Annotated in this window: 22 protein-coding genes and 1 other RNA gene; 13 read left to right on the forward strand and 10 right to left on the reverse strand. The window is 41.0% G+C overall.

Annotated features, from left to right (window positions below):
• The first annotated feature begins 851 nt into the window (after positions 1-851).
• The gene (locus ACP26M_RS09665; protein WP_426588335.1) at positions 852-2,363 is read left to right on the forward strand and encodes a serine hydrolase domain-containing protein; all 1,512 of its coding nucleotides are present in this window, start codon (positions 852-854) and stop codon (positions 2,361-2,363) included.
• A 669-nt stretch (positions 2,364-3,032) separates the two neighbouring features.
• On the opposite strand, the gene ACP26M_RS09670 is transcribed toward ACP26M_RS09665, so the two are convergent.
• The 4 genes from ACP26M_RS09670 to ACP26M_RS09685 are packed head-to-tail and all read right to left on the reverse strand — an operon-like array spanning position 3,033 to position 7,437.
• Complete coding sequence (locus ACP26M_RS09670; protein ID WP_426588337.1) at positions 3,033-3,440, reverse strand: hypothetical protein; 408 nt, start codon at positions 3,438-3,440, stop codon at positions 3,033-3,035.
• 26 nt (positions 3,441-3,466) lie between these two features.
• On the reverse strand, positions 3,467-5,056 hold the full coding sequence (locus tag ACP26M_RS09675; protein ID WP_426588339.1) for an MFS transporter: 1,590 nt from the start codon (positions 5,054-5,056) through the stop codon (positions 3,467-3,469).
• Complete coding sequence (locus ACP26M_RS09680; protein WP_426588341.1) at positions 5,049-6,116, reverse strand: HlyD family secretion protein; 1,068 nt, start codon at positions 6,114-6,116, stop codon at positions 5,049-5,051. Before ACP26M_RS09680 ends, ACP26M_RS09675 begins: the two co-directional genes overlap by 8 nt.
• Before the next feature lies 1 nt (position 6,117).
• Positions 6,118-7,437, reverse strand: a complete 1,320-nt coding sequence (locus tag ACP26M_RS09685; protein WP_426588343.1) for a TolC family protein — start codon at positions 7,435-7,437, stop codon at positions 6,118-6,120.
• Positions 7,438-7,545: 108 nt separating this feature from the next.
• Between ACP26M_RS09685 and ACP26M_RS09690 the strand changes: the two genes are divergently transcribed.
• Positions 7,546-8,340, forward strand: a complete 795-nt coding sequence (locus ACP26M_RS09690; protein ID WP_208057843.1) for an AraC family transcriptional regulator — start codon at positions 7,546-7,548, stop codon at positions 8,338-8,340.
• A gap of 222 nt (positions 8,341-8,562) precedes the next feature.
• Here the strand turns inward: ACP26M_RS09690 and ACP26M_RS09695 are convergent, their stop codons facing one another.
• From ACP26M_RS09695 to ACP26M_RS09705, 3 genes are all read right to left on the reverse strand, one after another.
• The gene (locus ACP26M_RS09695; protein WP_426588346.1) at positions 8,563-9,480 is read right to left on the reverse strand and encodes a helix-turn-helix domain-containing protein; all 918 of its coding nucleotides are present in this window, start codon (positions 9,478-9,480) and stop codon (positions 8,563-8,565) included.
• A gap of 78 nt (positions 9,481-9,558) precedes the next feature.
• Positions 9,559-10,320, reverse strand: a complete 762-nt coding sequence (locus tag ACP26M_RS09700; protein WP_426588348.1) for an SDR family NAD(P)-dependent oxidoreductase — start codon at positions 10,318-10,320, stop codon at positions 9,559-9,561.
• Positions 10,321-10,657: 337 nt separating this feature from the next.
• On the reverse strand, positions 10,658-11,098 hold the full coding sequence (locus ACP26M_RS09705; RefSeq protein ID WP_090525968.1) for an Hsp20/alpha crystallin family protein: 441 nt from the start codon (positions 11,096-11,098) through the stop codon (positions 10,658-10,660).
• A 135-nt stretch (positions 11,099-11,233) separates the two neighbouring features.
• Here ACP26M_RS09705 and ACP26M_RS09710 point away from each other — a divergent pair, with 135 nt between their 5' ends.
• Positions 11,234-11,680, forward strand: a complete 447-nt coding sequence (locus ACP26M_RS09710) for an acyl-CoA thioesterase (RefSeq protein ID WP_090525969.1) — start codon at positions 11,234-11,236, stop codon at positions 11,678-11,680.
• 128 nt (positions 11,681-11,808) lie between these two features.
• On the opposite strand, the gene ACP26M_RS09715 is transcribed toward ACP26M_RS09710, so the two are convergent.
• Both ACP26M_RS09715 and folB read right to left on the reverse strand, forming a co-directional pair.
• Positions 11,809-13,206, reverse strand: a complete 1,398-nt coding sequence (locus ACP26M_RS09715; RefSeq protein ID WP_426588351.1) for an FAD-binding oxidoreductase — start codon at positions 13,204-13,206, stop codon at positions 11,809-11,811.
• Between the two features lie 2 nt (positions 13,207-13,208).
• Positions 13,209-13,604: a dihydroneopterin aldolase gene (folB, locus tag ACP26M_RS09720; protein ID WP_426588353.1), complete on the reverse strand. Its 396-nt coding sequence runs from the start codon at positions 13,602-13,604 to the stop codon at positions 13,209-13,211.
• A gap of 200 nt (positions 13,605-13,804) precedes the next feature.
• On the opposite strand from folB, the gene ACP26M_RS09725 reads away from it, so the two are divergent.
• The 3 genes from ACP26M_RS09725 (at position 13,805) to ACP26M_RS09735 (ending at position 19,413) form a co-directional block, all read left to right on the forward strand.
• On the forward strand, positions 13,805-14,986 hold the full coding sequence (locus tag ACP26M_RS09725) for an acyl-CoA dehydrogenase family protein (RefSeq protein ID WP_426588355.1): 1,182 nt from the start codon (positions 13,805-13,807) through the stop codon (positions 14,984-14,986).
• A 104-nt stretch (positions 14,987-15,090) separates the two neighbouring features.
• Positions 15,091-17,187 carry a tetratricopeptide repeat-containing sensor histidine kinase gene (locus ACP26M_RS09730; protein WP_426588357.1) on the forward strand — a complete coding sequence of 699 codons (2,097 nt, stop codon included), beginning with the start codon at positions 15,091-15,093 and terminating at the stop codon, positions 17,185-17,187.
• Positions 17,188-17,331: 144 nt separating this feature from the next.
• Positions 17,332-19,413: a tetratricopeptide repeat-containing sensor histidine kinase gene (locus tag ACP26M_RS09735; RefSeq protein WP_426588359.1), complete on the forward strand. Its 2,082-nt coding sequence runs from the start codon at positions 17,332-17,334 to the stop codon at positions 19,411-19,413.
• A gap of 4 nt (positions 19,414-19,417) precedes the next feature.
• Here the strand turns inward: ACP26M_RS09735 and ACP26M_RS09740 are convergent, their stop codons facing one another.
• Complete coding sequence (locus ACP26M_RS09740; protein ID WP_426588361.1) at positions 19,418-20,776, reverse strand: GH1 family beta-glucosidase; 1,359 nt, start codon at positions 20,774-20,776, stop codon at positions 19,418-19,420.
• A 295-nt stretch (positions 20,777-21,071) separates the two neighbouring features.
• On the opposite strand from ACP26M_RS09740, the gene ACP26M_RS09745 reads away from it, so the two are divergent.
• The 7 genes from ACP26M_RS09745 to ACP26M_RS09775 all read left to right on the forward strand — a co-directional run bounded on the left by ACP26M_RS09745 (position 21,072) and on the right by ACP26M_RS09775 (position 25,671).
• Positions 21,072-21,539 carry a DinB family protein gene (locus tag ACP26M_RS09745; RefSeq protein ID WP_426588363.1) on the forward strand — a complete coding sequence of 156 codons (468 nt, stop codon included), beginning with the start codon at positions 21,072-21,074 and terminating at the stop codon, positions 21,537-21,539.
• Positions 21,540-21,581: 42 nt separating this feature from the next.
• On the forward strand, positions 21,582-21,992 hold the full coding sequence (locus tag ACP26M_RS09750) for a hypothetical protein (RefSeq protein ID WP_426588365.1): 411 nt from the start codon (positions 21,582-21,584) through the stop codon (positions 21,990-21,992).
• A complete protein-coding gene (locus tag ACP26M_RS09755; protein WP_426588367.1) occupies positions 21,992-22,639 on the forward strand; it encodes an SCO family protein in 648 nt (215 codons plus the stop codon). Before ACP26M_RS09750 ends, ACP26M_RS09755 begins: the two co-directional genes overlap by 1 nt.
• Positions 22,636-23,052, forward strand: a complete 417-nt coding sequence (locus ACP26M_RS09760; RefSeq protein WP_426588369.1) for a c-type cytochrome — start codon at positions 22,636-22,638, stop codon at positions 23,050-23,052. The genes ACP26M_RS09755 and ACP26M_RS09760 overlap by 4 nt, the downstream gene beginning before the upstream one ends.
• A 101-nt stretch (positions 23,053-23,153) precedes the next feature.
• Positions 23,154-23,538, forward strand: an RNA gene (rnpB, locus tag ACP26M_RS09765) — RNase P RNA component class A.
• A 182-nt stretch (positions 23,539-23,720) separates the two neighbouring features.
• A complete protein-coding gene (locus tag ACP26M_RS09770; protein ID WP_426588371.1) occupies positions 23,721-25,106 on the forward strand; it encodes a sigma-54-dependent transcriptional regulator in 1,386 nt (461 codons plus the stop codon).
• A 97-nt stretch (positions 25,107-25,203) separates the two neighbouring features.
• Positions 25,204-25,671 (forward strand): hypothetical protein, encoded by a 468-nt coding sequence (locus ACP26M_RS09775; RefSeq protein ID WP_426588373.1) that lies wholly within the window; start codon positions 25,204-25,206, stop codon positions 25,669-25,671.
• Positions 25,672-25,800: the final 129 nt, after the last annotated feature.

Raw genomic sequence — 25,800 nt, forward strand, 5'->3', positions numbered from 1 at the left:
AACAACCAAAAAACAAATGCAATACTGATTATTGTGTAGGCAATAACAGTTTTAAATTTACTCAAATGCAAATCATTGCTCCGTGACTGAATGTGAGATAAGCCTTGCGGCAGTAGCCACGAAAAATGAAATTCATTCATCTAACTTGTAAGGAGAAAAATGCCTTTCATCATGTTGATTGCCTCTGGATTAAATTGTGAGATAAGCCTTACGGCCGTAATCCAAAAACTAACAATGATCTAAACATTACTATCCTTTCAAAGTACTAAAAAACTTAATTTTATTGGTGATAAAATAGTATTAAATAAGGTTATTTATAGTGTTGGTTTATTTCTGTTTGATTAACCCTAAAATAGGCATAGTGTACTATTTGCACAAATCACTTTTTAGTTTTACGAATTAAATATTAAACAAGGCTTAAAATTATCAATAACAAAAGCAAAATATTGTTTTAAAAAAATATTTCAGCAAAATTGCCACTTTTATTAAAAATCGATTTTTACCTGTATTTTTTACAATAATCATATATCGGGATAATATGCGGTAAAAAAAAGAGTTTTTTTATAAACCAATTGTTTGTTGAAAATAAAAACATAACATCATCTGAATTTAATGTCAAAATAGTATTAGCAAAAATAAGAGACTTGTTTATCATTTTACTTTTAGAGATTCCTCTTAACTGGGCGGAATTCGAACCAACTTTAAGATCAAATGTGCATTTTAAACCAATTAGAAACTTTTAATGAAACCCTTAGTGGGCGTTTTCGAACCACATATTTTGGGTTTGAATCCGATTTGGCGGGTGCGTTATTCGCTAAAGAATTTTGAGACACATTGCAAATTAAACATAGATGAAGCGTTCACAAAGGGCGAATCTGGCGTCAAGCCCATTCCAGGTTAAAAACACAAATCCCAGTAACAATACTATCAGTTCAAATGTCTTAATATTAAAGGCTTCAATGAGAATGTTTATATTGTTTTTAATCTGTTTAATTTCCTTTGGTGAGATCGCGCAGGGTCAGAGTTGGCAGGATACGATCGGGCAAATCGATCAATTGTTTGATCACTACAGTTCTGATAATCCCGGCTATCAACTCGCAATCAGCCGTCATGGACAAATAATTTACTCAAGAGCACAAGGCATGGCTGACATGGAACGCTTTACTCCACTCAGCAAGATTTCGCTTATCGAAGCCGGATCTGTATCTAAACAATTTACGGCGGCTGCTATTTTACTTTTACAACAGGAAGGCAAGTTGTCACTCGATGATGATGTCCGCAAATATATTCCGGAACTGCCCTCGTACGGAAACACAATTACCCTATCACAAATGCTGCACCATACAAGCGGACTAAAAGACTGGGGTAGCTTGATGAGTTTATCCGACTGGCCTCGCGGTACAAAAGTATATACTAATACAGAAGTGCTTTCAATCATGACCAAACAAGGTTCATTAAATCAAGAGCCAGGAACTGTATATGCTTACAGCAATACTAATTATGTACTGTTGGCGATTATCGTCGAGCGAACAAGCGGGGAAACCCTCGCAGATTTTACACGAAAACGGATTTTTATTCCAGCTGGCATGAATCATACCCAATGGAGAACGGATATCAGGACAATTGTGCCAAACCGCGCTATTGCCTATACAAAGGGCGAAAATGGTTTTTATACAGATATGCCAAACGAAGATGTTTATGGGAATGGCGGTCTTTTGACTACCGCTGAAGATCTTTTACGTTGGAACATCTTCTATACAAGCGGGAAACTGGGCATGCCGTCGTTGTTTCCAGAACAGTTGCATTTGGTAAATCTAAATAATGGCCAACAAAATAATTATGCCGCCGGCTTGCGTATAGATTTCGTTAAAGGCCGAAAAGTAATTAGCCACGACGGGGCCACAGCGGCCTACCGCGCTTTACTTGAGTATTACCCCGATGAAGATGTGTCAATAGCCTGGCTTAGCAATAATGCAGAATCAGACAAATTCACCAATGACTTTACAGCATTACACTACTTGTTATTTAAAACATTGCAAGATCTGAATACAGGTATTAGTGCACCTGCTGCAAAACCAACATACTTTCATCAAATACCTAGTAAATTGGCGGACTATATAGGCAAGTACTACTCAAATGAGGTTGAATCGGGATTATTTATTAGCCTTACCGAAGGGAAACTAATAATTACCCGAAAGAATAAATCTACCTTCACTCTTGTAAGAACAGCACCGGATAAGTTTCAAATTAGCGATTCTAATGTGACTGTGTATTTTGAACGGGGATTAAACCATAAAGTGAAAATGCTCGCCTTTGCCACGCCGAAGGTTCACAATGTATTATTCAATAAATTGCCCAAGTAAACAGCGCTATCGTTTATAGTTCCCCTAACTGGGCTCGAACCAATAGATAATTTGATTAGCGATTCATTAATGAATAACGCTTAAATGGCCTAATATATTCATCAAGTTACATCACTTGCGTATTCTAAAATCTGCAAAGATTTTAAAAAGCTTTTTTGATAATGAAATCAGCAAAATTATAACCCCTGATTTACAAACCTATAAGAGTGTTCGACTATCGAACATTTTGAGTATACAAAAATGTCGCCATAAATCGCTTTCAAATAAAAACGAAGAAAACAAACCCTGTTTTTATGTTTCGCCATAGAGCTATATAATGTTTAAACTATTTGATTTCAATTCATTAAAATAAAAGTAGCGACATTAACTGTTCGATAGGATTCCCTCCGGCTCTACTAAAACGGTATCAAACACAACTAAAACCCTTCAAATGCTACGTTTGAGGGGTGTTTGGTTGCATTTTGGTGTCATTTGCTCACCGTTGAACAGCCATTTTGGTGAGTATTCTGGTGAGCACCTAATTCATAAATAAGTGCTCACCAGGATTTCAGGCGGTTTGCTTTTAGATTAAGATCTATGGTAGAACCTTCCAACTGAAGTTTTTGGATGACTTCAGATGCCGTGGTCATGATATTGTTGTTTTTTTTATAATCTCGGTATTGTTAATGCTTAGTCCCAGTTGCCTGATAGCGTAACATCCATGTCTTCGTTTTTGACATCCATCTCTAACGGAAAGATGATTTTATAACTGTCCATATTCATTTTTTGCGAACTAATCAAACCTGTAGAGTCGGCCCACAACTCCACTATACATGTTTGTTTATATAGCGCTTGTTTGAGACTCGAAGTTATACCCAGCGTAACCGGCAATGGCAGGTTTGACGGATATGAAGCAGATTTACCGATAACTCGCTGCTGATCCGCGGCGTCAACAATCCTGACGTAAACATGCTGCAAGCCGGAGTTTTTGTTTGTGTATGCGTTTATGGTAACCGTTTTTAATTTAAAGTTTTGGTTATCTTTTTGGCATGCAGTCATACTGACGATGATAATAGCCAACAGGGTTATATATTTCATTTGTCGTTTAATATTGAGTAATTAGATTATGCAGGTACTAGCCGGCGCGAACGCAGGTAAACCGCTGTACGATTTAGATAAGGGAATAAAGCAATAAGTAGCAAGGTTGCTACTAACATCATTGACATCATCTCGTAATAATCCATAGCGAACCTGATTTGGATTTGCTGATTAACGGCGCCCACCAACTGCTTGTTTGCGCCTTTGCTGGCTTGCTTTAACGAAAGCCCCTTTGACAACAGTTCGGTCCCACGCGTGGCCAGCGCGTGCAATGCAAACCGGTCAACTTTTGTTAGATGGTCCTGAAATGCGTTGTAATGCCGGCTTTTTTCGTAGAGCTCGCAAAAATTGATGATTGCAGCACTAACACAGAAGCCAACATACCCCATAGTTGAACATATCGAAGTTGCTGACGGGCCAATTGCAACAGGCACTGCAGAGATGGCATACACAATGGTGGGTACCATGATCATCCCCACGCCTATCCCCTGCATAAAAAGCGGAGCGTAAAAGTTGTTTTCATTTGCCTCTGTAGCAAACAAAAAGAACATAATGACGTGAAAAGCCAGCAATAATATAAAGCCCGGAAACCAGATAAACCTGATATTTTTTTTCTGCAGGATCATAGCACCGGAAATTATAATACCAATTATGAGGCCGCCCAGGTTGCAACTGTTTATATAGCTTACGTGAATAGGATCAAGCTTAAGCACACCTGTAAAAAATGAATTGGTGATATTAACCGCAAACCGACATATATAAAGTATTAAGATGAGAAAGGCCGCGAACTTAAAATTGCGAAAGCGAAATATACCCAAATGCAGATATGGTCTTTTTAAACCTCCTTGGCGTACAATGTAAATCAGTGTGCTAACTATCATAGCGGCAACGCTATAGTAAATGCGGGCATCATCCAACCAATAATATTCCTGCCCATAAATACTAATATACCCCAGCAAAGTGAGCATGATGCTCCAAAACACAAAACTCTGCCAGTCGAGCTTGTATAAGTGAAACCGGGCGTTTAACCTTACGTTATTCATACACAGCATGATAAGGCACAGGCATGGCAGGTAAGAGAATAATGCGCCCTTGTAAACCAGGTTAAAATTATAAGAGTCTATCAAATCGGCGGTAACCAGATTGGTAAAGGGCAGAATACATATCAGCATTCCGAAAAAAACCGAGAAGCTTATTTCGCGGGCCCTTTCACTGTGCAAGCGGGTAAACATGAGGGATAAAGACAGGTTTACTGTACTGCAGAATAACATCCCCTGGAAAAAACGGATCGGGAATAATATATAAAGATCATTGGTTAAATAGCATACCACTATTGTCAGCAACTCCAACATTGTAAAAATGATAAAATATTCTTTTGCTGCCAGGAAGTTAAAGAATCGCCGTTCAAGGCTGTAAAAGGCTATATACCCGGCATAAAACAAGGCTACCGCAAATTGTATATCTGCCGGTTCGCTGCCATAATAGCCTGCTGCCGCATTAATGTTTGCAAATGGCAGAAAAAAAAGCACCAGCGTGGGCAGGATAAGCGAAAACAGGATGATCTTGATAGCCCACCCCGGGACCCAGCTTCTAAAAATTGGAATACCCCTATCCATGGCGCTGCTGTTTTTTAGGGACGTAAACATTAACATTCATCCCCACCCTAAGCATGGCCAGCTGCTTTTTTTCAGCATCGACCCTGATGCGTACCGGCACACGCTGAACAATTTTCACATAGTTACCGGTAGAGTTATCCGGAGGCAGCAACGAGAAGCTCGAACCGGTCGCGGGCGACAATGAAATGATAGTGCCCTTAAACTCCTGGTCCGGAAATGCGTCGGCAACAAATTTTACAGTATCACCTATATGCATGCCGGCAATCTGGGTTTCTTTATAATTGGCTATTACCCATTTGTCAGTTTCGTTATCAACTATATAGGCCAGCACTTCGCCAACATTAATCATTTGACCAACCTCTACCGTTCGACGGCCCATTCTTCCATCATAAGAAGCCCTAATAACGGTATATTCAACATCAAGCATGTTGCGGTCAAGCAAGGCTTTTAAACGTGCAATTTCTGCCCTTAATACCGTCTTTTCTGCTATAATATCTTCTATTTTCGATTCTGCAGCTCCGTAGTTTTCCTCTGCCGACTGGAAATCGCTATTGTTTACATCCAGGGCAGCCTGAACATTTTCAAGCTGTTGTTTAGTTGCTGACTCCTCTTTATAAAGGCGCAAATAACGTTCAAAGTCAAGCCGCTGTTTCCAAACTTTTGCAGCGCTTGCTTTAATTTGAGCTTTAGCAGAACCGGCAGTTTTTTGCGTGGTGTGTATGTTACTTTTTAATACCTCTAACTGTGCTTCGGCTTTTTGTATAGTTGCCCGGGTCTGCGCAACTTGTAAAGTGTACTCCCGGTTATCTATAATTAATAAGGTATCTCCCTTTTTTACCGGCTGGTTCTCTTCAAACCTTACGGCCACTATAAAACCTCCCGCACGCGATATAACAGGGTTTACGTACTCCTGTACCTGTGCGTCATTAGTTTGCTCATACTCATGATACTCCCAAAGAGTAAATACAGCCCAAATTGCCAGGGCTACAATGGTAAGACCGGCTATCCAACCGGTTATCTTAGTAATAATTCGATCTGTTACTATATGCTTTTTTTTCATGTTAAAGTACGCCGGTGATGTTTTGAAGTAGATAATATTTGTTTTGGGCCACAATACGTGCGGTTGCCAGCTCAAAGCGCGTTTGCAGCACCTGCACATCGGCATCAAGCAAGTCGGTAATTAATGAAGTTTGATTGAAATATGTATTTTTAATAATGCGGGCATTTTCCTGTGCATGGGCCACATCAACCTCGGCCACACCAATTTGCACCAGCGATTCCCGATATCGTAAGTAAGCCTCTTTAACCTGTTGCCGTACTTTGTCCTCAATGTCTTTATGAGTGGTTTCTTCTTTATCAAGCTCCAGTTTAGCCGAGTTCACTTTATGCCTGTTTTGATAAAGTTGCGATAGCGGCATAGTAACCCTGATACCGGCAACACCAAGCGAGTACCAGGCAGGATTGTAAGGAAATAAGAATATTTGCGGGTTAGCGTATGAAAAATCGCTGTAAAGCCCAACCTTTGGCTGATAGTTGGCTTTTACCTGGCTAAGATGCAGTTTACTAACCTGCGTTTGCTTTTCAGAAATATGGTACGCAAAGGAATGTTCCATTGCGTCGGCGAGGTATTTTTCATAAGGCAATTCTGGCACGTCAACTGAATCGAACTCCGTGGGGATGATCACACTTTCATCCGGTTCGCCCATAATGATGTTTAGTTTCTGCGTAGCGATAAGAATATCATTCTCTATGGTTACCAAAGCCATCTTACGCCTGGAAAGATCCAGTTCAACACGCAGCACATCGCTTTTTAAGACCACCCCATTTTTTTGAAGGGCTTTTATCTCCAACAATTGCTTTTCCTGATCGGCAATATCCTTAATGATCAGTTTCCTGAAGACCAAGGCCTTTTGAAGATCAAGATACAGCGCGGCCGTTTTATACCTGATGACAGAGATAGCTTCGTTATTATGGATAACCGCAATCTGGTACAATAACTTATTCTCCTCAATTTTAAGGTTAAGCTTATTGCCATTATAAAGGTTCAGATAAAAATCGGCCCCCGCTTTGTATAAAGTGTGTATAATTTCGTGTTCCTGCGTGTGCGAAGAAAAAAGGCCATTTTCATAAATGGGCATATTGGTTGCCTTTTCAATGCTGCCAAGCAAACTTACTTCGGGCAACCGTTCCATTATTGCGTCCTTAATCTCCTCGTCAGCAATCAAATTGGCTTTTTTGGTAATCTCAATCTGCCTGCTGTTTTGTTCGGCTTTGCGCCAGGCGTCCGGCAATGTAAGGATGGCAGTGTTTTTAGACTGGCTGTATGCGCTATTTGCGGCTAACAAACCAGCAAATGCGATCAATATTTTACTGTAGTACATATTTGTGGCAAAAATATGCCTCTCACAACTGTTCACTTTCGCCTAAGTTGCCAATATTTTCATCATTCCGGCCAATTTTTATTAACTTTGAATTGCGATGATATTCTAATGACGAAGATTGGATTAATAGCTTCCCTCCCCGAAATTGATAATAAGCCGGATTCGGTTTTTGTGATGCATGAAAGATCAGAGAAATTAATCCCTTTTCATACCCATACCAAGGGCCAGTTAAGCTACGTTGAGGGCGGTCTGGCTTACATCACTACACAAAACAAAACCTATGTAGTGCCCGCAAGGCACTATTTCTGGATTCCGCAGGGCTTGATACATGAACTTCGGGTGGGCGTCTTCGCAACCGCTTTAAGATCACTTTATTTTTATTCCACCAACGACGACGCGAACGAATTTTATGGCAAACTGGGTATTTATCCGGCCAGCGAGTTGCTGATCCAAATGATCAATTATACCGAGCGTTGGGACGAACTCCATATAGGCATTGGAGATCGTAATTTCGATTTCCTGGTAGCGTTAAAGAATATGCTGCCCGACTTAAATAAAAGGTCGTTGCCTATTATGTTGCCCAAAACTGAACATGAGCTAATGCAAAAGATCATGAATTATTTAGAAAGCCATATAAGCGAAAAATTAGTTATAGCTGATGTAAGCGGACATTTTGCCATGAGCGAGCGGTCGTTATCGCGCCTGTTTCAGTCGCAATTACGTATTTCTTTTTTACAATATGTTAAGAGCCTGCGTATGATAACGGCGATAGAGATGATTGTTAAAACACAAAAACCTATCGCTGATATTGCTTTTGAGGTGGGGTATGCCAGTGTGGCGTCATTTAGTGATACATTTTATGCTTTCACCTCATCACGTCCGTCTGACTTGCGGAGGCGTTGATCTGAAAAGTCAGCCGAACGCTCAAGTTCCCACTACCGCTTACCCACACACGTACACTTTGCACCTCTATAGTAGAATATCCAATCTCTACCCTGTCTGTGGCGCTTGCCAGCTTTTAAGTCTGCCTGTGAAAAAATAGATGTCATTAAACCCTTGTCTTCATTTATTCCCATACAAAGGTTTTGGGCGCTGGCCCCATCCGCTAACAGAAAGTAAGTTTAATCAATTCAATGAAGATTTGAATTGAGCAGGCGATAGCTGCGTTTTGGTCTTAAAAAGGCGGCTAAACGATTGCGGATGCCCGAATCCCAATCGATAAGCGACTTGGCTAATGCTTAATGTGGAGGTCGCAAGTAATTCTTTAGATCTCTCGATCAGTTGCTCCTGGATGTGCTGCTGTGCGCTAAGTCCGGTGAGCGAACGCAACAGATCACTCAGGTAATTTGGTGTGTAGTTTAATCGATCCGCCAGGTGCTGAACAGTGGGCAGCCCCTTTTTTGTTGGCATTTCTTTTTGGAAATAATTATTGAGTGCCGCTTCGAACTGCTGAAGCAGGTCGCTGGTGGCGGCCTGTCTCGTCAGGAACTGACGTTTGTAAAAGCGTTTGGCGTACGTCAAAAGCAATTCGATCTGCGCAATGACCACTTCCTGGCTGAAATCGTCGATGCGGCTGTTCAACTCTTCTTCAATGATCTTAAAAATGGATGAAATGGTCTTTCTTTCCTGTTCAGAAAGGTGAAGCGCTTCGTTTGATGAATATGAGAAAAAACCATACTGCCTGATCTTGGCAGCTAAGGGAAAACCTTGCAAAAAATCCTGATGAAAGATCAACGAATAACCTTCATTTCCTTTATATACGGCTGTACTGCCAACCACCTGGTTAGGTGCGGTGAATACCATACTGCCTTCGTCAAAATCATAATAGCCCTGCCCGTATCTAAACTTGCCGCCCAGCTTTTCAATAAAGGATATCTTGTACAAAGAGGTCACGTAACTGACCGGTAAGCAGCTTAAATTAATCCGTTCGTCGCGTGTATCAAACAAGGTAATCAACGGATGCTTAGGCCCTGGGAGATCCAGCATACGGTGAACCTCTTTAATCGATTCTACTTTAGCGATTTTAGGCTTTTCTATTTTCATAGCTAAAATTACTTAATATGACCGGCAACTGCCTCAGCCGCCGGTCATTTAAGTGCCAGGTAATAGCGATTAATCGAATTACCAGGGCAGTTTTCCTTCCGGACCGGTAAATCCACCTGTCGGGCCATCTGTTTCGAGTGCGACGCGTACTGGCTCACGCGAACCCACCTCCAGGCTATCTGTTCCCTGGAAGTTATTGAGCGCAGTAGCTGTATAACCTGGGCTGGTCGCGTTTACCTTGATCCCCTCTTTCTCCAGCTCTAAGGCGAAAGCCAGGGTTACCGCATTTAAAGCAGTCTTAGATGCAGCGTAGACGATGCCGAAATGTTCACGTGCCCAGCATTCCGGATCGGAGATCCAGGTAAGGGAGCCAAGGCCGCTGGATACGTTAACGATGCGTGCTGCTGCCGATTTTCGCAGTAAGGGCAACGCCTTCTGGGTTACAGCGATCACACTGAAAACGTTGGTTTCCCAAACAGTACGTACTTCATCCAGCGATACGTTAATGGCACGGCCGGTGGCCATTAACTCTTCCGGATTTTTGGGAGATGTTCCTGCGTGAGAGATACCTGCGTTATTCACTAGCAGGTCCAGGCGTCCATATTCACTGGCTATTTTAGCTACCGCCGCATTGATACTTTCCTGCTGTGTGACATCCAGCTGTACTGCTTTTGCATTATTACCAATCTCGGCGGCTGCCTTTTCGCCGTTCTCCAGGCTACGGGAGCCCAAATAAACAATATAGCCGTTAGCGGCAAGCGCTTTAGCAATTTCATTCCCTACACCCTGATTAGCGCCCGTTATCAGCGCGATCAGTTGATTATGATCTTGACTTTCCATTTGCTTAATGTTTTTAGTAGAACAAAGGTCTGTGTCACGATCTGCACCGTTTAAACCAAATCAAGGATATTCCTAACCAAATCATTCTTTTATTAACAGGGCTACCTATCCTAAGACATTGCCCTGACGCCATATTCCGACCATTAGATTATCCTTAGTTAATCAAACGGGAGATACAATCTACGGTCATCTCTTTGGATGGTCTTTGTTTAATTTAATTACTAAAAAATCAATTAAAATATCTTACAACCATAGCTTGGTTATTTTGCAAAAAAAACCGCCCCATAACAGGGCGGCCTTCAAACCAAACTAACTACTTTATGAAAACAGTCTTTAATTATTTCACAGCTATTTCTCTTGTTTGAAATTTAGCTTCTTCTCTTTTTGCTACGGTGAGCTTCAGGATACCATCGGTATAATCTGCTTCAATTTTTGATTGATCAGCACTTTCAGGTAATGTGAATGACCTTACAAATGAATTGTAGCTATATTCACGTTTGCTGAATTTTTTACCTTCTTCAACATTTTCGGCTTTCTTTTCTGCAGCTACACTTAATACATTTTTGTCGAGATTGATTTTAAAATCTTCTTTCTTTAAGCCAGGTACAGCCAGTTCAACATGAAACTCATTTTCGGTTTCTGCGATGTTAACTGCAGGCACACGGGCAATCAGTTTATCACTTAAAAATGAATCATTGATCAGTGAATCAAATACATCGCTAAAAAATGGGTTAGCTGAAGTGTTTTTAAGGCCGTTGTTAAATTTTACTAATGTCATTTTTATATCCTCCTAAAGTTTTGTTTTTGTTAACTTCGTAACCTATTGATCAACTGCTGTACCAACAGCAAAACCGCCTATATCAAACGACAAAAAGTCACTATTAAATATTTTAGGCAGACAAAATGACTGAAAATGGCTGAAAAACTTACAGATTATAAATATAAAACCCTTATCCCTATCCGCTTTTCGGATATCGATTCATTTGGACACGTAAACAACGCTGTATATCTTACTTATTTTGAAATAGCCCGGATTGGTTATTGGAAGGAAATTATCAACTGGGACTGGAGCAATACCGGCATTATCCTGGGCCGGTCGGAGATCAACTATCTTAAGCCTATTACTGTTCAGGATAATATTGCCTGCTATGTACGTACCATCCGCATAGGCAACAGCAGTTTTGATATGATGCATGTATTGGTAAAAATAACTCCCAATGGCGAAGAAATTGTAACAACCGGCAAAACGGTTTGTATCAGCTACGATTACTCGGCCAATAAATCTGTTTCTATTCCATCGCCCGAAAGGCACAGGATGATCAATTATGACGAACCGAGGTTAATTCTGAATACGAATTGATGTGCAAATTCAAATGTGCAGATGAAGCGTGTATTGTGCAGATTTCAAATATGCAGATGGAGCTACATATCTAATTCAAACATTTACGCACCTGAAATCTGCACATCCATAATCTGCACATCTGAAATCTAAAATATCTTTCCCGGGTTCAAAATTCCTGTAGGATCAAACACGTGCTTTATTCCTTTCCACAACGCAAAATGCATTTCCGAATATTTTATCGGCATAAATTCTTTTTGTACCAGGCCAATTCCGTGCTCACCCGACAAGGTGCCGCCAAGCAATACAGTTAATTCAAATATCTCCTGGATGCCGGATTTGAGCTTGTTATTCCAGTCTTCATCGCTCATGTTGGCTTTAATGATATTTACATGCAGGTTTCCATCACCGGCGTGGCCATAACAAACTGATTCAAAGCCATATTTGGCTCCGGTTTCTTTTATTCCTTTAATCAACTGCGGCAGTGTAGCGCGAGGTACAACGGTATCTTCCTCTTTATAAACCGAGTTTGATTTCACCGATACTGCCATGGTACGCCTTAAACGCCAAAGCTCCTCTTTCTGGGCAGTAGAATCGGCAAACAACACGTCGCGGCAGTCAAACTCTTCAAGCACTGCATTTATTTTTTCACAATCGGTAAAAATCACGTCCTGGTTGGTGCCATCTACTTCAATCAATAAGAACGCTTCAATACCATCCTGCAAATCAAAAGCAATATCATCATGCTCCTTAACCCACTCTACTCCTCTTCGCTCCATAAACTCCAGTGCAGACGGGATGATCCCTGCCCTGAATATAGCCGAAACAGCTGCGCAAGCCATTTCATTGGTTGGGAATGAGGCCAGCATTAAAGCATCTAAAGTGGGAGCAGGAATAAGCTTCACCACAATTTTAGTAACAATGCCAAGGGTACCTTCCGAACCGATCATCAATTGGGTTAAATTATAACCTGATGCATATTTAAGCGTATTTGCACCCGTCCATATGATCTCGCCCGATGTTAAAACAACCTGTAAGTTCAGCACATACTCCCTGATGGTACCGTATTTAACAACCCGCGGCCCGCCTGAACCATGGGATACGTTGCCTCCAATAAAGCAGCTGCCTTTACTGGCCGGGTCAACAGGGTATAACAAGCCTTTTGCAGCCACTGCGTTCATGAACTCTTCGGTTATAACGCCGGGCTCTACAGTGGCCTGCAGGTTTTGTTCATCAATTTCAAGGATTTTATTAAAACGCTCCATGGCTATCAGCAAACCGCCATTAACCGGCAGGGCGCCACCGCTTAAACCAGTACCTGCTCCACGCGGTGTTACCGGGACCAGGTTTTCGTTACAGATTTTCAACAATGCAGCAACCTCTTCGGGGCTTTGCGGTCGGGCTACCACTTCCGGATAATAAACAAGGTCTTCGGTTTCGTCATGGCTGTACTTTTCGAGGCTTTCTCGGCCGGTTAAAACATTACCGGTGCCAACAATTGCGGTTATGGCCTCTAATATTTGAGCCGATATTTTATTGAATTCCATGATCAGGATTTCTTGTAATTTATAATAACAGCCGAATGCGCTACCTTACCGCTTAAGGGCGGAGTAAGTTTTTTAATGGTAACCTCAATACTTTCAACAAACGGGTATTTCTTTTTTACACGATCGATAATTGCCTGGCCAACGGTTTCAATCAATTTACGTGGTTGTTTCATCTCTTCGCATGTTATAATATACACACGTTCATAATCAACAGTTTTGCTTAGATTATCTTCCAGCAAATCGCCGGGAGGCACAAAACCAACATTCACATCAACTAAAAAACGGCAACCTATTTTTTGTTCTTCGGGATAAAATCCATGGTACGCGAAAAACTCCGCGCCCTGTAAGGCTATATTGATCATGGCCAAAAATAAAAAAAAGCCCTCTCTAAATCTCATTCTCTATAGAAAGACTTTTCAAAATATTTTATTTCAGCTGATTTCCGGCACCTCAGAAAATATTTTGCAATCAAAAACATGCTTTAAACCGTTTAAACCTGCTTTTTACCATAAAGTGGCTTCACGCATCAAAAAACGGCCTTTTCGACTTGCTTTTACCGGCGATAAATGCTTTATATTTGCCCACCAACTATAATATTATGGCCAAAACAGATCTGTACGAAGCCCCCGATTATTATTTATTAGATGAGTTACTAACCGATGAGCATAAGTTGATCCGCTCATCAGTTCGTGATTGGGTGAAGAAGGAATTGAGCCCCATTATTGAAGAGTACGCTCAAAAAGCTGAATTCCCTTCGCAACTGTTAAAAGGGCTTGCCGAAATAGGCGCTTTTGGGCCTACCATACCGGTAGAATATGGCGGAGCGGGCTTAGATTATACTGCTTATGGCATTATCATGCAGGAATTAGAGCGGGGCGATTCGGGCATCCGTTCAACAGCATCGGTTCAGGGTTCGCTCGTGATGTATCCTATTTATGCCTACGGCAGTGAAGAACAGCGTAAAAAATATCTGCCTAAGCTGGCGAGTGGTGAATTAATGGGATGCTTTGGGCTTACCGAGCCCGATCATGGCTCAAACCCTGGTGGCATGACCACCAACATTAAAGATTCCGGCGACCATTATATCCTTAATGGCGCTAAAATGTGGATCTCCAATTCGCCTTTTGCTGATATTGCAGTTGTTTGGGCCAAGGATGAAGCTGGTAAAATTCGCGGGCTGATAGTTGAGCGCGGCATGGAAGGTTTCACTACACCTACCACTCATAATAAATGGTCGTTAAGGGCATCGGCAACTGGTGAGCTTGTTTTTGATCATGTTAAAATCCCAAAAGAGAACCTGCTGCCTAATGTAGCCGGTATAAAAGGCCCGCTGGGTTGTTTAAACCAGGCACGTTATGGCATTGCCTGGGGTGCATTAGGCGCTGCGATGGATTGTTACGACACAGCCCTCCGTTACACCAAAGAACGTGAGCAGTTTGGCCGGCCGATAGCCGGGTTTCAGCTTCAGCAAAAAAAACTGGCCGAAATGATAACTGAAATTACCAAAGGACAGTTGTTAGTTTGGCGCCTTGGGGTACTTAAAAACGAAAACAGGGCTACTCCTGCCCAAATATCAATGGCTAAGCGAAACAGCGTTGAAACGGCCATTACTATAGCCCGTGAAGCCCGGCAAATGCTCGGCGGTATGGGCATTACCGGCGAGTATCCTATTATGCGGCACATGATGAACCTTGAATCAGTAATAACGTATGAAGGTACGCATGATATCCACCTGCTTATTACCGGTATGGATGTTACCGGACTCGATGCTTTTAAGTAATAGATAATCGATATACTTTGACTTTTAGCAGCGCCGGTGTTATTCATGCGCATAAATATTGCTCATTATAATTATGAGCGTTATATTTGTTGTGTAACCACTTAATGTTGTCAACCCCTGATAGCCCAGTTAGTTTAAACAAACTGCTGGTCAACCATTTAATTTGGCTGGCCCTTGCTTTTCTATTGATATTTAATTCCTGTGCAAATAGCATCAATGATACAGGCGATTACTCCAGGCAGTTTAAAACAATATTTGATACGGTAAACCTGTATAATGGCGAAAGAGCTCAGCCGCATAAGGGTATTCAGTACCTTGACTCGGCTTACAGAACAATAAAATACCCGTTTGTAAGCGACAAGTTCCGTTTTTATGCCTTCCATTTTCTTTACAATTTAAAAGGACTGCATGACCCCAAAAAAGCCATCCTTTATGCTGACACTATGTGTGCTGTGGCTACCGAAAGTGTTACCCCGGATCAGCATATTAAATTAACTGCCGAAGCCGATTTTGCTACCGGCGATGCCTATTCGGCCCTGGTAAGGTACGATCAGGCTTACAGGTATTTTTACAAAGGTTACTCTATCGGCAAAAACGCCATCGACGATGCCATCCTGGCCGAATACACCTACCGGATGGGGATGATCATGTTTAAACAGGGGCATTTTAGAGAAGCGGCCAATTATTTCAAGATCAGCTACAGGCAAAGCTATGCCTATACTGATGATTTTAAGGCCTTTTATCAACGGCAGGAGCTTTTGGATAATATTGGCGAGAGCTATAAAAACAGTGGCGACATTGACAGCTCAATCTTTTATTTAAATAAAGCGCTTGTTTATATCAATGAAAATAGTTCAAGGTTTGCCGAAAGGGCAAACCTGCTTGAAGTTGCAAGGGGCGTGGTATACGGCAACCAGGGCGATCTGGCTCTATTAACCCATAATTATAACCAGGCACACGAATTACTGAAAAAAAGTATCGCTATTAATTTAAAACAAGGTTATGACAACCGCGATGCCGAATTAACCGAAATAAAACTTGCCCGGCTATATTTAATAACCAATAAACCAAACGACCTTTTTGAACTGCTGAAAAACCTGCGCACCCAGCTCGATACTATCAAAAACGATGATGCTGAAACCAACTGGAACGGGTTAATGAGTACTTATTACCTGCAAAAAAAAGATTACCAGAATAGCTTGTTGTATTTAAAAAACTATTCATCATTAAAAGATTCGGCAACAAAAAGGACTTCATCGTTAAAACGGACGGATATTAATCAACAACAGGCCAATTTTGATAAAGAAAATCAGATAGAAGACCTTAAAAGCCACAATAAACTGCAATTGATATACATTTACCTTGCTGTGCTTTTTTCAGTGATGGCAGTGATCATTATCTTCCTTGTTTTTCGTAACCTTAAAAGGTCAAAAAGAGACATCGTAGCTATAAAAACACTAAATGACCAAATTAAGCTGCAAAAAACGGAATTAGAAAACACACTTGAAGAAGTAAACCGGGGGAGCCGGGAAAAAGACCGAATTCTGCGGGCAGTAGCACATGACCTCCGCAATCCGCTCGGAGGAATAGCATCGTTATCGGCCTCAATGGTTGATGATGCATGTGATGAAGAACAAACAGACCTGATCAACCTTATAAAAGAAACTTCCTATAATTCCCTCGAACTCATCAATGAAATTTTAGAAGCGGCCAATACTGCCAATATGACTTTTAATAAAGAATGGGTTGAAATTAACAGCCTCATTAATAAGAGTGTTGATCTGCTGCGGTTTAAAGCAGCCGAAAAAGACCAGGATATCATGCTTAGCTTATTGGATGCACCCACTGAAATATTGATAAACAGGGAAAAAATATGGCGGGTTATCAGCAACCTGATTAGTAACGCCATAAAGTTTAGCCCCAAAGGTGCCGTTATTTATGTAATTGTAAACCAAAAACACCAAGGTGTTGAAATATGCGTAAAAGATTATGGTATAGGTATTCCTGATAAATTACAGCAACAGGTATTTAATATGTTCACCGAAGCTAAACGGCCCGGCACTGACGGTGAAAAATCATTTGGCCTTGGCCTTTCCATCTGCCGTCAAATAGTTGAAAAACATAGCGGCAGGATCTGGCTAAAAAGTGAATCAAATAATGGTTCAAGTTTTTACGTCTATCTTCCGGCCCAGGCATCTTAGTACATCAGTTATTCCAAACCAGTTTATTTTGAACGCATGATAATAGATAAAAAAATATTGGTAAAACGACCCGGTCATTTTTAATTTTTTTATAGATTACCCTTGTTTTACAATCAACTCTAAACCTCGCATAATTTAATATTGATGTTTATATACAAAAGCTTCAGGCAAATATGGCTATCCGGTAATATGCAAGGTTTTTTGCTTTTTATTTGCTTTTTGCTGATAATCACTTCGTGCGGCCAACAGCCAAAGGGCTTTCTTTCGTCTTCAGCATATAATAAGGCTGTTGACGCTGCAACTATAATGTATGATAATGGGCACCATAAAGCAGCCGTAAATTATCTTGATTCAGCCTTCCGTCATTCAAGCAACCTTAGCTTTAAACAGGTTTATAATTATTATTATTTTATCTACAATTATGCTTCGCATATAAAGGCCGATCGAAAAATGGCTTTGCTGTACGCCGACAGTATGCTCAATGTTTTCGACACGCCGGAGAAGAAGCTAAAATTTACCAGTGAATATGGACAGGCTCATCTTGCCAAAGGAGACGTGTTATTTGACGAACATCGTTACAACGAAGCATACGGTTATTTTTACGAAGGGAAAGTAATTGCCAATAATAACCTTGATGAATGTACTATGGGTGATTATAGCTATCGCATGGGCATGATCCTGTATAAGCAGGAACATTACAGCCGGGCCGCAGAATATTTTAAGGAAAGCTTTGATGAAACCAGGTCATGCGAAGGGAATTTCAATTATTTTTATCGCAGGCAGGAATTATTGAATAATATAGGCTTAAGCTACAGTAAAATGTTGATGAATGATAGCGCTATGTATTTTTACAACAAGGCTCTTGATTACATTAATGATAATACTGCAAGGTTTAAAGACAGGCCCCAAATGGGGGAAGTATCCAAGGGCGTTGTATACGGTAACATGGCTGATATAAGTATCAAGCAAAAAGATTATAACAAGGCTAAAAGCCTGCTTAGAAAAAGTATAGCTATCAATCTGCGCAAAGGAAACGATAATAGTGACGCTCAACACTCCGAATTGAAGCTTGCATCTATATATGATCGTCAAAACTTAAATGACTCTTTATTAAATCTCCTCAATGTTATCAGCCTCCAGTTTGATAGTGTTCAAAGTCCGGAAACAAAACAAAACTGGCACTTATTGATGTCAAATTATTTCGAGAAGCAAAATGATCATCAGCAAGCTATGGCGCATTATAAGCAATATGACGAGCTTAAGGACATCATAGCAAATGAAAACAAAAAACTAAAAGAAGCCGACGTTGCAGAACAGGTTAAAAGCCTTGAAAAAGATAATGAGTTTAATAACCTTAAGAAAAACAATGAATTGCAGCATATCTATCTGAGGGTAACTGTTGTTTTTGCTCTGATGCTTATTATTATCATTTCCCTGGTATTTTTAAACTGGCAAAAATCAAAAAAGAACATTAAAACACTTGGAAGCCTTAACAGCCAGATAAACCATCAAAATCACCATCTTGAAAATGCTCTCCGTGATTTAAACCTCAATAACCAAGAAAAGGACCGGATTTTACGCACTGTTGCACATGACCTGCGCAACCCTATAGGCGGAATAGCCTCGCTTACCAGTGTAATGACAGAGGAAAATTACAGCGACGAACAAAAAGAGCTGCTAAATATTATCCGGGAAACTTCATTTAACTCCATTGAACTGATCAATGAAATTCTGGAAGCCACCGAATCTGCTTCGGCTATATTACATAAAGAAGCCGTTGAAGTTAATTCCTTATTAAGCAATAGCGTTGAGTTAATGCGTTTTAAAGCCGCTGAAAAACAGCAGATTATCAATACCTTCCTGTTAAATTCACCACTCGAAATTTACATTAGCCGTGAAAAAATATGGCGGGTGATCAGTAATCTCATCAGTAATGCTATTAAATTCAGTCCGGAAGGATCGGCTATTTTAGTTATGGCCATTGATTTGGAAAACGAAATCCAGGTTTCTGTAAAAGATCACGGTATAGGGATTCCCGAAAAGCTAAAAAACCAGGTGTTTAACATGTTTACAGATGCAAAACGCCCCGGAACTGCGGGCGAAAAATCATTTGGCCTCGGGCTTTCCATTTGTAAGCAAATTATTGAAGATCATGACGGCCGGATCTGGTTTGAAAGTGATACCGAAAATGGCACATCATTTAATTTCACTTTGCCAAAAAACTAAGGGCCTACTTCAAAAATTCAGCATACCATTTACCCGAAGCTTTCACAGTACGCTGCTGGGTTACATGATCAACATGAACCAATCCAAAACGCGGATGATAGCCTTCGGCCCATTCAAAATTATCGGTGAGGGTCCACACAAAATAACCCTGAATTTTATGGCCTTCATTCTTCGCTTTTAATACCTGCGCTAAATTGTCTTTCAGATATTTCAGCCTTTGCGGGTCGTTTACTTCACCGTCTGTTACTTCGTCAGGAAATGCCGCCCCGTTTTCTGTAATGATGATCTTTTTAACATTGGGATAGGCATCATATTTTTTGATCATATGATAAATAGATGGCGGGTAAACCTCCCAGCGCATAGCGGTGAGCTCTACGCCTCTATTCTCGGCTTTGACCATGCTTGCATGGATGTAGGGTGTAAAAAACGAATATTTTACAATTTCGCGGGTGTAATTCTGGATACCAATAAAATCAAAATCGAAACGCAGCTTATCCTCGTCGCCGGGATAAAAATACTTTTTGAGGTCCTTAAGTGCAGGAAGGTCATCGATCGGATAGCCCATCCCCAGTAAAGGCTCTATGTACAAACGATTGATCAGCGCGTCGGCACGAACGGCAGCGGCTATATCCCTTGGTTTACTTGAATAAGGCTCAATCTGCGAACATGAAAATGTTGTTCCTATCTGTGAAGTCGGTGGCAGTAATTTTCGTAAAATCCTTCCCCCTTCAGCTATACTCATAGTAACGTGATGTATGGCGGGCACAAAGTTTTTCATACCGCTACGGCCCGGCGCGTGAATACCAAAAAAATAACCGGCCCCGGTAAATACTACAGGTTCGTTCATCACCATCCAGTGCTTTACCCTATCGCCAAAGCTTTGAGCACAAATGGTAATAAACTCGCTAAACCAGGTTATGGATTCACGGTTTGTCCAGCCTCCGTTAACCTCAAGTATGTGAGGCAAATCCCAGTGATAAACAGTTACCCAGGGCTCAATACCCTGTTTAAGGCAATAGTTAATTACCCTATTGTAATAATCAATACCAGGCTGGTTGATTTTCCCGGTGCCTTCGGGCAAGATACGGGTCCAGGATATAGAAAAACGAAAATTGGGAATATTAAGTTCTTTTATGAGGTCGATATCACGCTTATACAAATTATAAAAATCGCAAGCGGTTTGTGCATGGTCACCATTCAGGATCTTTCCTTTTTTTGTGGTAAAAACATCCCACACAGATAGTCCTTTTCCATCGGCATCATGAGATCCTTCTACCTGAAAAGCGGCAGTTGAAACGCCCCATTCAAAGTCGTTACCAAAAAGATCTTTGCTTAAATGTATTTCCCGGTCAGTAAGTTCCATTAATTTGAGCTACAAAAGCTCAAAAGTGCAATTATATTTATAAATGAAAAATTATAAGTGATAACTTAATGTATGAACGATGAACGCATACTTTTAAGCATCATCCACTGACGGAAATTAATCAGCAGTTTAGAGATATTAATAATGAATTTCATAACCTTTGTGTTTTAGCTATAAAATAAAGGTAACAAGCAGATGTTTGCTGAATGTGACAACTATGTTATTTAATTGTTAACCAGCATTTTTACCAATATACAAAATTGCTTTAATACATTAGCCATAATTTACGAACACTATGAAAACATACTTTTTGAAAATGTTTAATTATAATCTTTTTGCCAATCAACAGCTTATTCAGGCCGTTGAGACGGGCGGTTCACCGGCTACAACCCTTAAACTGATGGGGCACTTACTCGCTGCCGAGCAGGCCTGGCTTGAAAGGTGTAAGTTGATCCCTCCTTCCATACCAAACTCATGGCCCGAAAATATTACAATTGAGCAATGTAAAAAACAGGTACCTGAGCGTTATGAAGCATGGGTCGCATTTTTAAACGAAATCAATGAGGAAGATCTGAATAAGATAATTCCGTATCATAGCTTTACCGGCGACTATTTTGAGAACCAACTTAGCGATATTATTACGCAGGTACTTAACCATGGTACACATACCAGGGCCCAAATTGGGCAGCAGCTAAAATTTGCAGGTACAAAAACTTTACCTGTTACAGACTATAGTTATTATTTAAGAGTGTTAAACAGCTAAACATTTAGCATATTTGCCAAGTTTTATCACGCATCAAAAACCATGAAAAAACATCTATTCGCAGCTGCGGGTATTGCCTTACTATTAGGTTGCACCGACACTAAAAAACAGGAAAAAGATCTTTTAAATCAAGTAATTGCCGTACATGATAAAGTAATGGCCAATGACGAGCAATTGATGAAAAATAAGATGCTGCTGGATAGCCTGATAAAAAAGAACGCCCCCAATGTCAATAAAGATAGCGCACAGGTTTATTTAAAACTGGTTGATGATGCCGACAATGCGATGAGCGACTGGATGCATAAGTTTGACGCGGAAAATAAGGGCAAATCCCACCAGGAGATCATGGACTACCTCGAAGCCCAAAAAAAGCTCATCAGCAAAATAGATACACAGATAACCATAGCTGTAGCTGGTTCAACTAAATATATAACCCAAATACCGGCAAAATAATGAAACACCTGTGGATAGGCATTATTATAATAACTCTTTTTAATGCCTGCAAATCAAATACTAAGTCTGCCTTACCAATATTAGGATACAAAACACCGGTAACTAAAACAGTTGATGGCAAAGCTGTAACAGATACGGAATATGCAACCATTCCGCCTTTTAAGTTTGTAAACCAATACGCCGATACAATTACCCAGAAAAACCTGGATGGTAAAATTTACGTAGCCGACTTTTTTTTCACCACCTGCCCCTCCATTTGCCCGGTGATGCACCGAAATATGCTTAATGTATACAAAGAGTTTAAGGATGATGATAACTTCAGGATCATTTCGCATACCATCGATCCCAAATATGATACCGTGCCTGTATTAAAACGTTATGCGGATAAATTAGGGATTGCAGGCAATACCTGGTGGTTGTTGCATGGTGAAAAAGGCGATACTTATAAAATTGCCAAAAGCTACCTGCAAAGTGTATCCGAAAAAAACCCCAAAGGCGAATATATCCATGACGGCTTTTTTATTTTGATAGATAAACAAAAACGTATTCGCGGTACCTACGAGGGAACAGATCCGGCAGAAGTAACCAAACTGATTGCCGATATCAAAACCCTGAAAGCCGAACCCGACCAAATTGCTGCCAAATGAAGATAAAGGCAATAAGCGCTATAGCTATTTTGTTGATCATAATTGGTGCATCATGCCAAAGCGATGATCAAATTGAGTTTAAACGCTATTACTCGGGCGGAAGCCTTGTTTACCAGCAGCATTGTCAAAATTGCCATGGCGATAAAGGACAAGGCTTGTCGGCACTTATTCCTCCATTAACAGATTCAACGTATCTAAAACAGAACAAAGCTGTACTTGCTTGTTTTATCAAAAACGGCCTTAAAGGAAAAATAACTGTAGCCGGCAGAACATTTGACGATGACATGCAGGCGGATGATATTGCGCCCTTAGAAATTGCTAAAGTGCTTACTTATGTCTCCAATTCCTTTGGTAATAAGATGGGGACAGTTACTTTGCAGCAGGTTCAGGAGGATATTATAAACTGCAAATAGTTTTTAGTTCATTGTTCATAGCAAAGACTTATTGGTCGGCGCCATTTTACCATGATCCATGAACTATCAACCATGAACCACAAAATTTCCGTACCTTTACAACCGCAAAACGTTCTATCGCTGCCAGCTTGTGGCGGAGGAAAGTCCGGGCAACACAGAGCATCCTGCTTCCTAACGGGAAGGCGCCGGCAGCCGGCGACAGCAAGTGCCACAGAGAAAATACCGCCCGCTTAGGCGGGTAAGGGTGAAAACGTGAGGTAAGAGCTCACGGCATAACCGGGCGACCGGCTATGACGGTAAACCTCAGGAGTTGAAAAACCAAATAGGTCCTGAAAGCGGAGTTGCTCGCTCCCGTATTAGCTCCAGGGCTAATCGTTAGGATGGGTAGGTTGTTTAAACCTGTTAGTGATAACAGGGCCAGATAAATGATAGAAGTTGCCCTTTAACAAGGCAAAACAGAACCCGGCTTATAGGTTTGCTGCTGTATAAACCCCTTGCTGTAAAGCGAGGGGTTTTTTTATTTGCATCAATTTATTTTTAATAAATTTTACAACCCTGCAAACATTTAGCCCCCTTAAACCTTTATAGCACATTAAAAGTGTTTATTTTTCTATACAAACCCATATATTAGCAAACAACAATTACATATCGGTACATAATTACAAAACATGGCTAAAATTTTAATAATTGATGATGAACGGTCTATTCGTAATACGCTTCGCGAGATTTTAGAGTATGAAGATTACGAGGTAGAAGATGTAGATAACGGGGTTGACGGCCTTCAGTTAATTGAAAAAAAAGACTATGACCTGGTACTGTGCGACATTAAAATGAACCGCATGGATGGTATGGAGGTTCTTACCGAAGGCCTTGCTATTAAACCCGATCTTCCTTTTATTATGATATCGGGCCATGGCACAGTTGAAACCGCTGTAGAAGCCAGTAAAAAAGGCGCGTTTGACTTTATTTCAAAACCACCTGACCTTAACCGCCTGCTTATTACCGTTCGTAACGCGCTTGATAGGGGAAGCCTTGTTGTTGAAGCTAAGGTACTTAAACGTAAAGTATCAAAAGTACGCTCGATTTTAGGCGAATCACAGGCTATCCTCAAAATAAAAGAAACTATTGACCGGGTTGCCCCCACCGATGCCCGCGTATTGGTTACGGGTGCCAATGGCAGTGGTAAAGAGCTGGTTGCGCGTTGGTTGCACGAAAAATCAAACCGCTCAAGTGCACCTATTATTGAGGTAAACTGTGCTGCAATCCCATCAGAATTAATTGAGAGCGAGTTATTTGGCCACGAAAAAGGCTCATTTACATCCGCTATCAAACAACGTATTGGCAAGTTTGAATCGGCAAATGGGGGAACGCTATTTTTGGATGAGATAGGCGACATGAGCCAGTCGGCCCAGGCTAAAGTTTTGCGTGCATTACAGGAAAATAAGATTACGCGCGTAGGCGGCGAAAAGGAAATTGACGTTGATGTACGTGTAGTGGCGGCAACAAACAAGGACTTGCTTAAAGAAATTGAAGCCGGTAATTTCCGTATGGACTTGTACCACCGCCTAAGTGTAATATTGATCCACGTACCACCGCTTATTGAACGCAAAGACGACATCCCGCTGTTAACTCAAAGCTTTTTGGATGAGATTTGCAATGAATATGGCATGCCTGTCAAAAAGATCTCTGACGCTGCACTTGAGGCCCTTAAAGCCCTGCCATGGACCGGTAATATCCGTGAACTCCGCAATATGGTTGAGCGCTTGATCATTCTGAGTGATAAAATTATCACAGATAACGATGTGAGGGCATTTGCAAACCCGTCTGCACCAGCAGCAGTTGGCACCGATGGCGCAGCCTCTCCTGCCCCGCAAACAGATTTTGATCAGTTCAATAACTTCCAGGAATATAAGGACTATGCTGAACGCGAGTATATCAAATTTAAACTGGAAAAAAACAACTGGAATGTTTCGAAAACTGCCGATGATATTGATATCCAACGCAGCCACCTATATAGTAAAATTGAAAAGTTTGGCCTAAAACGCGGCGAGTAAAGTAAACTTTTGAAATTATTTTAAAAAGCATTAGCAAATATGATAGCTGATGCTTTTTTTATGCTATTATTGTATCTCAATAACCTTTATTAACACCATGAAAACCTATTACTTAGCATCTTTTTTACTGCTTGCCCTATGCTCATGCGGTAACCCGCCAAAGGCAACTACAGAAACAGCCGAACCAACTGGTAAGCTTGATGGAACGTGGCACCTGATATCGAGCAAAAGTATCACGAAGGGTGACACTACCGTAACCACCCCTCCTAAAGACCAGGAAATGTTTAAAATGTTTAACGCCACTAACTTCGCCTTCTTTACGCATGACCTGGTACACGGCAAAACTGCCAAACCGGTTTATTCATCGGGCGCGGGCACTTATACCCTATCCGGCGATGATTATACCGAGCACCTGGCTTATTGCGATGCCCGCGATTGGGAAAACAGGGATTTCAAATTTAAGCTCACTATGAAAAATGACACCCTAACTCAAAAAGGAGTTGAGAAGATAGACAGCCTTAAGGTTGATCATGAGATCATTGAAACTTATGTAAGAGTGAAATAAACCTTAAAACTTATATTTTAAAGCCCGGCGTGTTCCGGGCTTTTTATTTGCACGGTCCCGTCCTGAACGAGCCGAACAGCAGTTCCCCTTTACAACAACAATAAATCGTAACCTGCGCGGCAGCCCATT

The sequence above is a fragment of the Mucilaginibacter sp. R-33 genome (assembly GCF_049949235.1).
Taxonomy (GTDB): Bacteria; Bacteroidota; Bacteroidia; order Sphingobacteriales; family Sphingobacteriaceae; genus Mucilaginibacter.

Coding starts and splice junctions, on each gene's coding strand:
- ACP26M_RS09665 (WP_426588335.1), top strand. CDS start 852: ATGAAGCGTTCACAAAGGGCGAATCTGGCGTCAAGCCCATTCCAGGTT.
- ACP26M_RS09670 (WP_426588337.1), bottom strand. CDS start 3,440: ATGAAATATATAACCCTGTTGGCTATTATCATCGTCAGTATGACTGCA.
- ACP26M_RS09675 (WP_426588339.1), bottom strand. CDS start 5,056: ATGGATAGGGGTATTCCAATTTTTAGAAGCTGGGTCCCGGGGTGGGCT.
- ACP26M_RS09680 (WP_426588341.1), bottom strand. CDS start 6,116: ATGAAAAAAAAGCATATAGTAACAGATCGAATTATTACTAAGATAACC.
- ACP26M_RS09685 (WP_426588343.1), bottom strand. CDS start 7,437: ATGTACTACAGTAAAATATTGATCGCATTTGCTGGTTTGTTAGCCGCA.
- ACP26M_RS09690 (WP_208057843.1), top strand. CDS start 7,546: ATGACGAAGATTGGATTAATAGCTTCCCTCCCCGAAATTGATAATAAG.
- ACP26M_RS09695 (WP_426588346.1), bottom strand. CDS start 9,480: ATGAAAATAGAAAAGCCTAAAATCGCTAAAGTAGAATCGATTAAAGAG.
- ACP26M_RS09700 (WP_426588348.1), bottom strand. CDS start 10,320: ATGGAAAGTCAAGATCATAATCAACTGATCGCGCTGATAACGGGCGCT.
- ACP26M_RS09705 (WP_090525968.1), bottom strand. CDS start 11,098: ATGACATTAGTAAAATTTAACAACGGCCTTAAAAACACTTCAGCTAAC.
- ACP26M_RS09710 (WP_090525969.1), top strand. CDS start 11,234: ATGGCTGAAAAACTTACAGATTATAAATATAAAACCCTTATCCCTATC.
- ACP26M_RS09715 (WP_426588351.1), bottom strand. CDS start 13,206: ATGGAATTCAATAAAATATCGGCTCAAATATTAGAGGCCATAACCGCA.
- folB (WP_426588353.1), bottom strand. CDS start 13,604: ATGAGATTTAGAGAGGGCTTTTTTTTATTTTTGGCCATGATCAATATA.
- ACP26M_RS09725 (WP_426588355.1), top strand. CDS start 13,805: ATGGCCAAAACAGATCTGTACGAAGCCCCCGATTATTATTTATTAGAT.
- ACP26M_RS09730 (WP_426588357.1), top strand. CDS start 15,091: ATGTTGTCAACCCCTGATAGCCCAGTTAGTTTAAACAAACTGCTGGTC.
- ACP26M_RS09735 (WP_426588359.1), top strand. CDS start 17,332: ATGTTTATATACAAAAGCTTCAGGCAAATATGGCTATCCGGTAATATG.
- ACP26M_RS09740 (WP_426588361.1), bottom strand. CDS start 20,776: ATGGAACTTACTGACCGGGAAATACATTTAAGCAAAGATCTTTTTGGT.
- ACP26M_RS09745 (WP_426588363.1), top strand. CDS start 21,072: ATGAAAACATACTTTTTGAAAATGTTTAATTATAATCTTTTTGCCAAT.
- ACP26M_RS09750 (WP_426588365.1), top strand. CDS start 21,582: ATGAAAAAACATCTATTCGCAGCTGCGGGTATTGCCTTACTATTAGGT.
- ACP26M_RS09755 (WP_426588367.1), top strand. CDS start 21,992: ATGAAACACCTGTGGATAGGCATTATTATAATAACTCTTTTTAATGCC.
- ACP26M_RS09760 (WP_426588369.1), top strand. CDS start 22,636: ATGAAGATAAAGGCAATAAGCGCTATAGCTATTTTGTTGATCATAATT.
- ACP26M_RS09770 (WP_426588371.1), top strand. CDS start 23,721: ATGGCTAAAATTTTAATAATTGATGATGAACGGTCTATTCGTAATACG.
- ACP26M_RS09775 (WP_426588373.1), top strand. CDS start 25,204: ATGAAAACCTATTACTTAGCATCTTTTTTACTGCTTGCCCTATGCTCA.